Raw genomic sequence first — 13,451 nt, forward strand, 5'->3', positions numbered from 1 at the left:
TAAAACAAATCTGGGGTGAAGTTTACCTGCTTCACCCCAGTTATGCCAATTTACTGAACGGGTCGATCAGAGTTTGAAACTGCCCACCATACGATCCAGACGTCCGGACAACTCACGCAGCTCAAGGCTCGCTTGTGCCAGCTCTTCCGCGGTACTGGTGGTGGCTTCATTGATGCCATTGATCTCTTCAATGTTCATGTTGATGGTGTGCACTACTGTCGACTGTTCCTCGGTCGCGGTTGCTACCTGAGTATTGCGGTCCGAAATATCATGGATACGCTCAGAAATGTTCAGCAGCACTTGAACCGCTTCATCCGACGCCGATACCCCTTCAAAGGTGACGGCCTTACCCGCTTCCATCGCAGACACCGCATTGTGTGCATCGTTTTGCAACTGATTGATCATTCTCTGGATCTCTTCAGTTGAATCCGCGGTACGGCTAGCCAGATTACGCACTTCATCCGCAACAACCGCGAAACCACGTCCCTGCTCACCCGCACGAGCAGCCTCAATCGCCGCGTTCAACGCCAACAGGTTGGTCTGCTCGGAGATATCGCGAATGACATCCAGTATCGAGCCGATGTCCTGTGTGGTTGACGCCAGTTGCTCAACAACCTGCCCTGTATTTTCAATGTCCGCCGCCAGGCGACTGATGGCGTCTTTGGCTTGTGTCACAACACTCTGCCCTTGCTGGGTGTTGTCTGTCGCTTCATTAGCGGTTTCCGCTGCCGTTGCCGCATTGGTTGCTATCTCACTGATGGTCGCGCCCATTTCATTGATCGCCGCCACCACTTGCAGTGTCTGATCGCGCTGCACCTGACTGTTGTCATGTGTCGTGCTGGCTTTATCCGAAACGCTTTCAGCCGCTTCCTGAAGTGAGTGGCTGGTTGATGCCACCTCTTTCATCGACTCATGAATTTTCTCAATAAAGCCGTTGAAACCGGACGACAGTTGCGCGATCTCGTCACTTCCTTTCACTTCGATGCGCTGAGACAAATCTCCGTCGCCTTTACCCAAATCGGTAAAGCGCTGCGCGATCGCACGGATAGGATTTGCGATACTGTTGGCCAGTAGCAAGCCCATGGCAATAAAGAGCGCAGCTACCACTAAGGTCGTGATCAGCATTTGCTGAGCAACGGCGTTGAGATCTGCGAAGACTTCATCAACCGGCACCATACCGATAACAAACCAGTCCATCGACGGAATGTACTGGCTGGCAACAAATACGTCTTTGCCTTCGTATTCGGTCTCAATCAGGTTAAAGCCTGACTTGTTCAGCAAGGTGCTCGCCTCTCGGCCATACAGGCTATCGATAGAGGCTTTCGCTTTGCTGGCTTCACGGTGAATCTGAACTTCTCCGCCTGCATTGACCAAAAAGACGAATCCGCTGTCTTCGATACGGAAGCCGTTGAGCAGCTTCACCATATCGTCCATCGATTTAGACAGGCCTGACATGCTAAACCCAGACGCGTTCTGGTAGTTAGCGAACATTTTTACGTCACCATTTGCTTCCTGGAACATGCTGACCATCGTCTGCTGACCCGATTGCACAAAACCGTAGAACCACGCATCTTGTTGACGGTTCAGTTTGCGCAGGAAACCGCCCTGGTTCCAGTAGAATGCGGTGTTGCGGTTAGCAACCGATGCGTCATTCAAACCGTACTGATTGCGGATGTTATTCAGTTGCTTGACCAGCAACGTCTCTTCTGCCGGATCGATGTTTTCATCACGGATCACGCGCTTAACGAACTCGTTATTGGCCATCTGCTCCGCAGCAAAAATCAGCTGGCGAACCTGACTGTCCACTTCTTGCCGGATCTGATCGAGCATCGACGGCAATTCGATATCAATGAGACGGTGTTCGAGCACATCACGTGCCTGTTTTTGGGCCATATAACCCACGATGACGGTCGACGCTAAAACTGCGAGCGTAATACCAACAACAACCTTTTGTTTAATACTCATAGAGTTAAATTTGATCATACTGTGCCTTCTGTGTGCAACAAGCGATAAAACTACTCTGTTATCGGCTTTGCGACGTAATGCTTGAGTTTTTTCTGCTGGTTTTTTCTAAGCCAGACAAGTGGTGTGATTTCTCGCCACATTTTTAAGAAATCTTATTTTTCCGAACTGAAACACTTGCAACAATCTGTGCGGTCCCCATTATGTAGAGAACTGATTTTTCGAATAATTTGGACTGTACACTTTACGTCCAACCGGCATAAGTACGACCTGTTTACAGGGAACTTTTTGATAACTTAACTCACTAATTGGAAAAAATTAGGAGATCGACATTGATGAAGTCACAAGCCCTTCAACAACTTCAAGACTACTTAAACGGGCAGGTAATCGGTCAGTCCGAGCTGGTCAAACAGCTGCTGGTTGCACTACTGGCAGATGGCCATATCCTGGTCGAAGGTCCTCCCGGCCTGGCCAAAACACGCGCCGTTAAATCATTGGCAGACTGCATCGAAGGGGACTTTCATCGCATCCAGTTCACACCGGACCTCCTGCCAGCAGACCTGACCGGAACAGACATCTTCCGACCAGAAACAGGCGAATTCACCTTTCAGGCGGGGCCGATTTTTAACTCGCTGATTCTGGCCGACGAAATCAACCGGGCACCCGCCAAAGTACAGGCCGCGATGCTTGAAGCCATGGCCGAAAAACAGATCACAGCCGGGCGTAACACGTACCCACTGCCAGCGTTATTCCTGGTCATGGCAACCCAAAACCCAATTGAACAGGAAGGCACTTATCCGTTACCGGAAGCACAGTTGGATCGCTTTCTCCTTCATCTTGATGTCGACTATCCTGACGCACAAAGTGAGCTGGAGATCTTGCGCTTAAACCGTGGTGAAGCCATGGGAACCAGTAAGGCGCAGCCACCAGTGCTATCCCAGCAGGATATCTTTGCCGCTCGCCAGGAAGTGCTCAACATACATATGGCGGAAGGCATTGAGCAGTACATCATTCGTTTGGTGATGGCAACCCGTCAGCCAACGCAATACGATGATAAGCTGGCACAATGGATTGAGTTGGGCGTCAGTCCCCGAGCCACCATCGCTCTGGACCGATGCGCTCGGGCGCATGCATGGTTATCCGGTCGAGATTTCGTCTCTCCGCAAGATGTTCAGGCAATGGCTTACCCGGTACTGCGTCACCGTTTATTGCTCACTTACCAAGCACAGGCCGAAGGCGTGCAGCCGAATCAGGTCATCGACCACCTGCTCTCATTGGTCGGCAGCGCATAACGGTTGGATAAAGCATGAAGCAGCCTCAAACGCCCACCTGTCCACCAAATGCCGACGGCGTGACATTGTCACTGGATGAATTGCTTTATTACAAGCAGCAGACGGTGCACTGGCTACCGCCCGCCAAAAGCTTGTGGTCGCAGATGCTCGGTCAGCATCAGAGTCGTCAGCTTGGACGAGGTATGGACTTTGCTGAAGTACGCCAGTATCAGCCCGGGGATGATATCCGCAGTATCGACTGGCGAGTCACGGCCAGAACCGGCAAAACCCACACCAAGCTGTTCAGTGAAGAACGCGAAAAGCCGGTGGTGCTCTATATCGATTTGAGCAGCAGTATGATTTTCGGCTCGACGCTGATGCTGAAATCCGTCCTGGCTGCGCACATGGCGAGCCTAATCAGCTGGCTGTACGTGGCACAAAAAGATAGGATCGGCGCCGTGATAGACACCGGAACCCAGCTCGTCGAGCTGAAGCCGACCAGCCGTAACAAAGGGCCACTCGTGCTGATTCAGCAATTGATCACCTTGCACAACCAATTGCTCCAACATCCGGCCAGTGAACATGTGGATTCGATGACAAACGCCTTTCAGGCGCTGAATCGTCTGTGCCCTAAAGGCAGTGAGGTCATCATGATCAGCGACTTTGTCCGTATGAGTCAGCAGCATCACACCCTGTTAACTCAACTACGCCAACACAACCGGGTACGGTTCGTACACATTTCTGATCCACTGGAACAAGGTAAGACCCGCTACCGTGGTGTTGAACACGTTTCAGACAAAAAAAATACGCAGTGGTTAGACTTCGCCTCGCGCAAAACGCGCCAGCGCATTGAACGAGCGTTCGATTCGAAACAACAACAATTGAAGTCTAGCGCCCAATCTCTGGGCATTACCTTTACTTCGCTCTCAAGCGACCAATCCTTACTACAACAATTATCTGGATAATTTTGAATGACCGAACAAGCTAATTCTTCGCTTCTTCCCTTAAACCCGATGCACCTGCCAGACGCGCCTTCGTGGTTTCCTCTGGCATGGGGCTGGTGGGCGATAGCTGGCACGCTCGTCCTGGCAGTATTACTGTTCTGGATGCTGATGCGCCGTAAGAAAAAACATCTGGCACCGAAGAAAACCGCATTACGCTTGCTTGCGGCGAACCAACACCCATCCAGTGCAATTGAACTGGTTCGTCAGGCCGCCCTCTGCTACTTCCCACGTGAAGAAATCGCCAAATTAACCGGCAAAGAGTGGTATGCCTTTCTCGACTCTTATCTCAATACTCCGCTGTTTGAACCAAATCAGGAACAGTGGCAGCGAGCACTTTACACCAAAGAACCTGTCGCCAGCGCCGATATGCTGGTCCAACATTGTGCCCAATGGGTAAACGAAGCCCTGCCACCGAAAAAAAGGAGAGCTTAGATTGGCGAATATTGAACTGGCTTGGTGGTGGATGCTGGCGCTTCTTCCCCTGCCTCTGCTCATTTATTGGCTAACTCCATCAGCCCGTAAAACGGCCCCCATTTACCTAGCGTATTTACCTAGGGCTGATGCCAAGTCGTCGCCGAAAAACGTCTCTGCCCGAGTGCTGGCTGCGCTCGTGTGGATAGCGCTGATCATCGCCGCCGCGCGTCCGGTGTGGTATGGCGACCCAGTCACAACTCAACCTAAGCATCGTGACCTGATGTTGGTGGTCGACCTGTCTTATTCGATGAGCCAGAAGGACATGAAACAGGGTGATAACTATATTGATCGTCTCAGCGCGGTCAAACATGTTCTGACTGATTTTATCGCTAAACGTCAGGGGGATCGCCTTGGCCTGGTGCTGTTTGCCGACCATGCCTATCTGCAAACGCCACTGACGCTAGACAGAAATACCATTTCTGAGCAGCTCAATTCCGCCGTGCTGCGCCTGATCGGCACCAAGACCGCCATCGGCGAAGGCATTGGCCTGGCAACCAAAACGTTTATCGACAGTGATGCGCCTCAGCGCGTCATGATTTTACTCAGTGACGGCAGCAACACGGCCGGTGTTCTCGATCCCATCGAAGCGGCCAAAATTGCCAAGAAATATCAGGCCACCATTTATACCATCGGTGTAGGCGCCGGCGAGATGACGGTACAAGACTTTTTCATGACCCGGAAAGTGAATACCGCGTCGGATCTGGACGAGAAAACACTGATGGAGATCGCCAAAATGACCGGCGGGCAATATTTCCGAGCTCGCGACAGTCAGCAGTTGGCGACCATTTACGACACCATCAATAGCCTGGAGCCTGTCTCTGAAGGCAGCCAGACATGGCGTCCTGAGCAGGAGTGGTTCGGTATCCCGCTCGGTATCGCTCTAGTGTTGTCTGTTGTCCTGTTCATCATCCGGAGGAACCATGTCTGACTTCACCTTCCTCTATCCATTCTGGTTATTGGCGCTGGTCCCTCTAGCCGTACTTTTGGCCTGGCTCGGAATCCGGTCTCGCAGCCAGACGCTGATAGCGCCGCACCTCGCGAAAGCCATGGGGTTAAGCGGTAACCAGCGTTCAAAATCCGCACTGCTGGTGATCGCTTTGTGTTGGCTGATCGCGGTGGTTGCCTTGGCAGGCCCCAGCCTGCGTACAACTGAACGGCCAAGTTTTAAAAACGCTTCGGCACGTGTACTGGTCATGGATATGTCGATGTCGATGTATGCCACCGATATCAAACCCAACCGACTGACTCAATTGAAATACAAAGCCACTGACTTACTGCATCGCTGGCAGGAAGGCAGTACCGGTTTGGTCGCATACGCAGGTGACGCCTATACCGTGAGTCCGATGACAGAAGATACTCGTACGATCACAAACCTAGTTCCTAACTTAACGCCAGAATTAATGCCCTACCCTGGCGCTGATGCGGCGTCCGGGGTTCAGTTGGCGATCGCCATGATGAAAAATACCGGACTGGAATCAGGTGACATTGTTCTGATGACCGATGATCTCGACATTCAGGAGCGCAGCAGCATTGCCTCTCTGCTGTCCGGAACCCAATGGAAATTATCCATACTGGGTGTCGGTACCCGCGCTGGCGCTCCCATTCAGCTTAGTGACGGTTCGTTACTGCAAACCGAGTCCGGTACGACAGTAGTTGCTAAGGCAAACTTTACTAACATGCAAAAATTAGCCAAGCAAACCGATGGATTCTTTACCCCGGTTCAACTCGACAGCAGTGATATCAACGCCATCGCTGCACGCACGCAGGAAGTCAGTACTACGGCCGACAAAAACACGACTCATCAGGTTGAAGATAAAGTCAATGATGGCTTCTGGCTGGTATTGTTCCTATTGGTGCCCGCTGCTCTGATGTTTCGTCGTGGCTTGGTTTTCTCGCTGGCCTTGCTGAGCGTGCCGTGGTTGACTCCAACCCCCGTCCAAGCCAGCCCCTGGTTAAATCAGGAGCAAACGGCCATGCAGCTTTATCAGGCTGAAGATTATTCCAATGCCGCTCAGGCATTCAGTAGTCCGGAATGGAAAGGCGTCGCGCAGTACAGTGCGGGGGATTTTGAGGGCGCCATTGAGTCGTTAAAAAACGTGCCGGGCACTCGTGGCAAATACAACCTGGCCAATGCGTATGCGCAGCAACGTGATTTCGATAAGGCCATCGAGCTGTATGAAGAAGTTCTCAAACACGATCCGAGCAATCAGGACGCGCAGCATAACCTGGATGTGGTGAAAAAAGCCAAGCAACAGCAACAGCAACAGCAACAGCAACAGCAACAGCAGGATAAGTCCGAACAGAATCAATCGTCAAAACAATCTGACTCAGACGGTCAAAACGGCGATCAGCAGCAGGCTCAACAAAACAGCTCGGGCTCAGACAATACCGACACATCGCCGCAACACAACGCTCAGCAAGAACAACCGGACCGCTCAACGGATCAGAATGATCAGTCAGCGGATCACGAGAACACCCAGAACAGCGAATCTGAGCAGAACACAGACCAAGCCGAGAGCCGCGCGCAAACGCAATCGACCAAACGCGCTTCGGACAACGCAGCCCAGCCACAAGATCCCAGTGCAGAGGCGAATGCGGTTCAGACTGACAACCAGCAACAAGTCGATCCAGAGCTACGCAAGCTGGAGCAAGTGGAAAGCGCACGGGACCCAAGCCGCTTATTACGTGCCCAACTGATGCTTCAAGCTCAACAGAAACAACCTCCTAAGAACTCAGGTAAACAGTGGTAATGATGAGACATCCTATTTTGAAACTGATCACCGCCCTTCTCCTGGCTGCCAACCTTTTCAGTCCGGCAAGTTATGCCGCGACCGTCTGGGCAAGCGTCAGTAAAAACAAAGTCGCCAAGAACGAAGTATTCCAATTGAGAGTCGTGACTGACCAAAAAGCCAGTGCGGACGCCATTGATTTCAGTGCGCTTGAAAAAGACTTCTATGTGGGTCGACCTGGGTTTGGCTCTTCGGTCAACATTATCAATGGTGACCGAACCGTGCGCAGCGAGTGGAACGTGTCGCTGGCCGCTCAGAAGCTTGGAAAAATGATCATTCCTGCGTTTGATATCAATGGCGATAAATCTCAACCGATTGCGATTCAGGTTACCATGGACGAGCAGGATCCTAACATCGCCGATCTGGTTGAAATGCGTGCCAGCCTCAACAACAGCGACCTCTATCCTAACGAGAGTGCCACGCTGAAAACCCGCTTGATCATCAAAACCGATCCGCGCCGTTTGCAAAATCCTCAAGTCGAGCCTCCCGCAGTTAATGGCCTCACGTTGACACAAATCGGTGAGCCCAACCAATATCAAAGCGTACTCAATGGTGTTCAGGTTACCGTGGTGGATCAAAATTACCGCGTCACGGCCGAGAAAGCCGGAGAGTATCAACTGAAAGGTCCATCGTTCAAAGGAGCAGTGATTTACGGCAGTTCAATGACCGGAACCACCAAAATGATTAATGTCGATACCGCTCCGAAGCAGTTCGACATTTCGGTGCGACCAAAACCGGCTGGCTACAAAGGTGTCTGGTTACCCACGACTCAGCTGACCCTGCAACAAACCTGGACCGACAGCAGCGGCAATCCGGTAGCAGCAGATGTTACCTACCCTACGAAGATCGGAGACGCACTTACCCGAGAGATCACATTGGATATCACCGGTCTCAGTTCAGAGCGCTTCCCGGATATCAAAGTAAACTACCCGGATACCATCCGGGTCTACAGTGAGAAACCGCAATTCAGCGAACCGAAAAACGGCGTAACCCGTATGACGTTAAAGCAGGTGTTGATCCCACAAAGCACGGGAGATATCCCGCTCAACAGCATTTCAATCAACTGGTGGAACAGCAAAGCCAAGCAGCAGAAAACCAGTAAAATCCAAGGCCTGACACTGAACGTGTCACCGGGTGAAGCACTCAATGCCGCGCCGGCCAACTTTTCTGCCCCTGTGGCAGCAACGCCTGCAATCTCACCAGAAGTGCAAACCGTCACCGTAAAAGATCGTGGTATCTGGCCGTATCTCACTGGATTATTTGCGGCGCTGTGGCTGATCACCGTCATCATCGCAATAAAAATGCGCCGTACGCCGCGTGCCGTTAAACCTGAGGTAGCGACAGCATCGGGGTCGATCGTTGTTCAGGTAAAACAAGCGCTTGCTCAAGGCGATACCATTCGCGCTCAGTACTGTGTTCATCAGTGGATGACAGAGCTGCCGCTGAGCCAAGAGGAGCAGCGTGATATTCAACATGAACTGGATGCGATGAATGCATCGAGCTTCAGCTCGTCACCCTCTCGTTGGCAGCCCTCCGCCTTACTAAAACGACTGGCTAAATTGGACAAACGTCAACGCAGTGCATCGTCATCACCGGACCAACTGACCCACCTTTAAACCAATAGCGCCTGCGCGCACAAAACGGTGTATCAACCTTAGCGTTGTTACACCGTTCGTTTTAAACTTGATGCCATCTTGTTTCCATCATCGACATCCACATGAAAATCATCGCTGTAACCGCTTGCCCAACCGGCATTGCCCACACATACATGGCCGCTGACGCACTCAAAAAAGAAGCAACCAAGCGAGGCTTGTGCCTGAAAGTGGAAACCCAAGGGGCTATGGGTATCGAAAACCCGCTCTCTGTCAGTGATATTGCACAGTGCGATCTCGTCCTTATCGCCTCGGACATCGACATAGAGCAACGCGAACGTTTCCATGGCAGCAAGATCATGAGCGCCTCGATAGAGGAAGTGCTGACCAACGTCGTAGCCGTGATTGATCGCTGTCTGAAAGTATGATTGTCAGTCGCATCACATTCTGCCTGCCTGGAGACGGTGTTCCCGGATGGCAGTTGAGCGAACTGAAAGGGCTGGCGAGTCTATTTCGTTCAGTGGTGGTGTGGATCAACATCACTCAGAGCCGCCAGGCGAATCTTGAACACGGGCTAAAAATGCTCAGCGTCAAAAACTGCCGTTATGATCTGTGTCAGCTAGCCATCGAAGGTTTGGACGCCGAACTGGCGTGTATGGTGCTGACAGAGTACATCAGCGAAAAATTCGATCTGGTTGCCACCACACATAACAGGAAGCGCATCGCTGCCTACCAGCTGGACAACTACCCGCCACTGCAATCCCCGGTCCCCTTCAACTGGCATTTTTTGCATTCACATCGCAATGAGACTGAGGACAAGAACCATCTGCTTGCCCAGTCCGCCATGTGCGCTAACCCCAGTCGTCAAGACGTGTTGTATCAGGCGTTGCAGGCGAGAGAAACAATCTCATCAACCTTGATCGGACAGGCACTGGCACTGCCTCATATCATGCACAGCGACGTCACCGTGCCGACAATGGTATTTCAGCGACCAAACGCACAGGTAGTTTGGCATCAGAACAAGGCACCGGCACATCTGGTCATCACTCTGTTTATCCCCTCACCGACAGATAGGCAAACCCTGATCCCCTTTACCCGACTTACCCGTTGGTTACTCAGCGAGCCCCATCAGACACTGCTGCTGGACAATCTGGACGATTTTACCCTGCGCATCATCATCAGCCACATCATGGCGACCTATCAGCCAGAGTGAACCATCACTCGGTATTCTGACGGCGTCAGGCCCGTGCGGTTCTTAAAAACACGAAAAAAGTAATTCACATCCTGAAAACCGCAACGCGTCGCCACTTCTGGCAGGCGAAAGTCATAACGTTTGAGCATGAATTTCGCACGCTCAATCCGCACCCAGGTAATATAATCAGCCAATGTCATATGCCCTTGTTGGCGGAACATTCGTGACAGATGGTTTGGCGAAATATTAAATCGATGTGCAATACTCGAGCGTGTGATAGTTCGGTGAAAGTTTTCCTGAATATAAATGCAGATCCCCTGGTAGAGATCCTCACTGCGCTTTTTGGTTGAAACGACCGGACTCTCGAGCATCGTACTGCTGTAGCTGAGCAATGCCAGTAGCAAATGTTCATCCATCGGACGCTTGTTCGGCTCACGGGCCAGGGCATTCAGCGCTTCGAGAATGTGGTCAATCGCGTGTCCGGTCCGGGTTTGGATACTGTGTTTTCGAATGTCAAAAAAACCCTCTTCGCCTTTCTCTTTACTCACCAGACTGAAGCCGAGCTGACGGCGACCAAACAGCAGACTCAGTACCGAGCATGACTCATCCCAATGCGGTTTATTCCAGCAGTTGGGAGGAATATACAGCGCATCCCCCGAATGGATACTGACGGTCGAGATACCGTGTTCATTATCTTCCATTTCGTTCACATACGTGCCTTTGAGTACCAGCTCCAGACGAGGAAAGTTAACCTGATAACTGAACGCCGGCGGTGTACATTGATCGCTGCCAAACCAGATACGATTGACGCTCTCTCGCTCTGCCATCACGACATCAATCACATTTTTAAAGGTATCCACCGCACTCTCCTACCCAAACAAGGTAGATACTTTAGTCCAACCTCATAGCCAATACCACAACCTTACTTTTAATACCGACATATTCAAAATATCAAAAAATCAATTTATCTAACTGTTTTTATTGATTTTTAAAACCAAACAATAACCATCCATTTAACTCAACGAAAAGAGATACAGATCACGTTTAAAGTTATAGGTTACAATAATCCAGTAAATGCATCTTTTCTTCACTATATGAAGTGCGTTTGCGGATCCACAATGTCAGCATCAAATAACAAAACAACAAGAATAATCCTACGGGGGTGTATGACATGATCACTCAATTGATCAATGAGGACCTGATAAAGCTGGACCTCACCGCGACCAGCAAAGACGACGTTTTTGCTGAACTGATCGATGTTCTAGCAAACCAGGGGCGCATCAACGACAAAGCCCAGTTTCTGTCGGACATCAAAGCCCGAGAAGAGCTGGGAAATACCGGGTTTGAAGACGGGGTCGCCCTGCCACATGCGAAAAGCGCTGCTGTGGTAGAGCCGGCGGTCGTCATTGGTGTGAGTCGTCAGGGGATCGACTATGGCGCCGAAGACGGGCAACCTTCTCGCTTATTTTTCATGATTGCATCACCCGACGGTGGTGCCAACCACCATATTGAAGTTCTGGCCGAGCTGTCGTCCAAACTGATTGAGGACGGATTTATTGAGCGCTTCCTCCAGGTTGATACGCCTTCCGATGCATTAGCCCTGTTGTTACAAAAAGAGAGTACGCCAACGGATTTGCCACACGCCACTAACGGTTTCATCATCGGTGTCACTGGCTGCCCTGCCGGCGTTGCTCACACCTATCTGGCGGCCGAAGCCCTGGAAAAAGGGGCGGCGGCGCTGGGCTATGAAGTCAAAGTTGAAACCAATGGCTCCATCGGGGTAAAAAACAGCCCGACTGCGGAAGACATTGCCCGTGCCGATGCGATCGTTGTCGCCTGTGACAAACAGGTCGACATGACCCGCTTTGCGGGTAAGCGCGTAATAGAAACAGGGGTCAAAGCACCGATTCGCGATGCTGAAGGTTTGATCAAACAAGCGCTGTCTGCCCCGACTTACCAAGCGGATGCGTCTGCAAAGCCTCAGGAATCTGCCGCCAGCAAAGCCTCTCAGGCACGCTCGGATCTGTACCGCTACCTGATGAACGGGGTTTCTCATATGATCCCGTTCGTTGTCACCGGCGGCCTGCTGATCGCACTGTCGCTGGCCATCGGTGGCCAACCGACTGAAGCGGGCATGGCTATTCCGGCTGGCAGTATGTGGCAAAAAGTGCTGGATACCGGCGTAGTCGCCTTCCAGTTGATGATCCCAATTCTGGCGGGTTACATTGCGTATGCCATTGCCGATCGTCCTGCGCTGGCGCCAGGCCTGATTGGTGGCTGGATAGCCAACAACGGATCTTTCTATGGCGCTGAAGCTGGCACGGGCTTTATTGGCGCGATCATCGCAGGTCTGCTAGTGGGATACTTTGTGAAGTGGCTGACCAGCATCAACTACCACAAATTCATTCAGCCGTTGGTGCCAATCATGATTGCACCCATTGCAGGCTCTTTGTTTATCTCCGGTCTGTTTATTTTCGTCATTGGTGCACCGATTGCGAGCCTGATGGACAGCCTGACCGCGATGCTGACAGCCATGAGCACCGGCAACGTTGTACTGTTGGGTATCGTACTGGGTGGCATGGCTGGCTTCGACATGGGTGGCCCCTTCAACAAAGTAGCGTTCTTGTTCTCCGTCGGCATGATTGCCAGCGGTCAGACCCAGTTTATGGGCGCGATGGCCTGCGCTATTCCTGTGGCTCCGCTGGGCATGGCGTTAGCAACGGTATTAGGCCGTAAACTGAATCTGTTCGAAGACTCGGAAATTGAGGCCGGTAAAGCGGCGGGCGCGATGGGTTTGGTCGGCATTTCAGAAGGCGCAATTCCATTTGCAGCTCAGGACCCCATGTCGGTTATTCCGGCGAACGTACTCGGCTCAATGGTCGCGGCTGTCATGGCTTTCTCATTTGGCATCACTAACAGCGTCGCCCACGGAGGACCTGTGGTCGCCCTACTCGGCGCGATGAACAAACCATTGCTGGCGCTAGTGTGTATGGCCGCAGGCGCAATCGTCACTGGTATTGCATGTGTCACGTTGAAAAAAGTGCGTAAAGCCAAGCTCGAAGCGGTCGCGGCATAAGCCAGCCTTGACTTCAATACGCGAAATTTTAAGTTGGCTCTGTTAAAATGAGCCAGCTTTTTACAACGCAAACCAGATGTCAAACTGGTGC

Annotated in this window: 11 protein-coding genes; 9 read left to right on the plus strand and 2 right to left on the minus strand. The window is 51.7% G+C overall.

All coding sequences use genetic code 11. The annotated features are described in order from the left end of the window. Nucleotides 1-66 precede the first annotated feature (66 nt). A complete protein-coding gene (locus VPR01S_RS08195) occupies nt 67-1,983 on the minus strand; it encodes a methyl-accepting chemotaxis protein (protein ID WP_021704848.1) in 1,917 nt (638 codons plus the stop codon). Nucleotides 1,984-2,297: 314 nt separating this feature from the next. Between VPR01S_RS08195 and VPR01S_RS08200 the strand changes: the two genes are divergently transcribed. From VPR01S_RS08200 to VPR01S_RS08235, 8 genes are all read left to right on the plus strand, one after another. Continuing rightward, complete coding sequence (locus tag VPR01S_RS08200; protein ID WP_021704849.1) at nt 2,298-3,254, plus strand: AAA family ATPase; 957 nt, start codon at nt 2,298-2,300, stop codon at nt 3,252-3,254. Between the two features lie 14 nt (nt 3,255-3,268). Next, entirely contained in the window at nt 3,269-4,198 is a 930-nt protein-coding gene (locus VPR01S_RS08205; RefSeq protein ID WP_021704850.1) for a DUF58 domain-containing protein, read from the plus strand. Nucleotides 4,199-4,204: 6 nt separating this feature from the next. After that, complete coding sequence (locus VPR01S_RS08210; RefSeq protein ID WP_021704851.1) at nt 4,205-4,669, plus strand: DUF4381 domain-containing protein; 465 nt, start codon at nt 4,205-4,207, stop codon at nt 4,667-4,669. Between the two features lies 1 nt (nt 4,670). Further along, nucleotides 4,671-5,639, plus strand: a complete 969-nt coding sequence (locus tag VPR01S_RS08215; protein ID WP_021704852.1) for a vWA domain-containing protein — start codon at nt 4,671-4,673, stop codon at nt 5,637-5,639. Then, nucleotides 5,632-7,461 carry a VWA domain-containing protein gene (locus VPR01S_RS08220; protein ID WP_021704853.1) on the plus strand — a complete coding sequence of 610 codons (1,830 nt, stop codon included), beginning with the start codon at nt 5,632-5,634 and terminating at the stop codon, nt 7,459-7,461. Before VPR01S_RS08215 ends, VPR01S_RS08220 begins: the two co-directional genes overlap by 8 nt. Then, nucleotides 7,461-9,116: a BatD family protein gene (locus VPR01S_RS08225; RefSeq protein WP_021704854.1), complete on the plus strand. Its 1,656-nt coding sequence runs from the start codon at nt 7,461-7,463 to the stop codon at nt 9,114-9,116. Before VPR01S_RS08220 ends, VPR01S_RS08225 begins: the two co-directional genes overlap by 1 nt. A 101-nt stretch (nt 9,117-9,217) precedes the next feature. Then, nucleotides 9,218-9,520: a PTS fructose transporter subunit IIB gene (locus tag VPR01S_RS08230; protein ID WP_021704855.1), complete on the plus strand. Its 303-nt coding sequence runs from the start codon at nt 9,218-9,220 to the stop codon at nt 9,518-9,520. Continuing rightward, the gene (locus VPR01S_RS08235; RefSeq protein WP_021704856.1) at nt 9,517-10,305 is read left to right on the plus strand and encodes a PTS sugar transporter subunit IIA; all 789 of its coding nucleotides are present in this window, start codon (nt 9,517-9,519) and stop codon (nt 10,303-10,305) included. Before VPR01S_RS08230 ends, VPR01S_RS08235 begins: the two co-directional genes overlap by 4 nt. Here the strand turns inward: VPR01S_RS08235 and VPR01S_RS08240 are convergent. Then, nucleotides 10,293-11,111, minus strand: coding sequence for a helix-turn-helix transcriptional regulator (locus VPR01S_RS08240; protein ID WP_156008700.1), 819 nt, complete (start codon nt 11,109-11,111; stop codon nt 10,293-10,295). The genes VPR01S_RS08235 and VPR01S_RS08240 overlap by 13 nt on opposite strands. Nucleotides 11,112-11,455: 344 nt before the next feature. Here VPR01S_RS08240 and VPR01S_RS08245 point away from each other — a divergent pair, with 344 nt between their 5' ends. Further along, nucleotides 11,456-13,360 carry a PTS fructose transporter subunit IIABC gene (locus VPR01S_RS08245; RefSeq protein ID WP_021704858.1) on the plus strand — a complete coding sequence of 635 codons (1,905 nt, stop codon included), beginning with the start codon at nt 11,456-11,458 and terminating at the stop codon, nt 13,358-13,360. Nucleotides 13,361-13,451: the final 91 nt, after the last annotated feature.

This window comes from Vibrio proteolyticus NBRC 13287 (assembly GCF_000467125.1).
Classification (GTDB): Bacteria; Pseudomonadota; Gammaproteobacteria; order Enterobacterales; family Vibrionaceae; genus Vibrio; species Vibrio proteolyticus.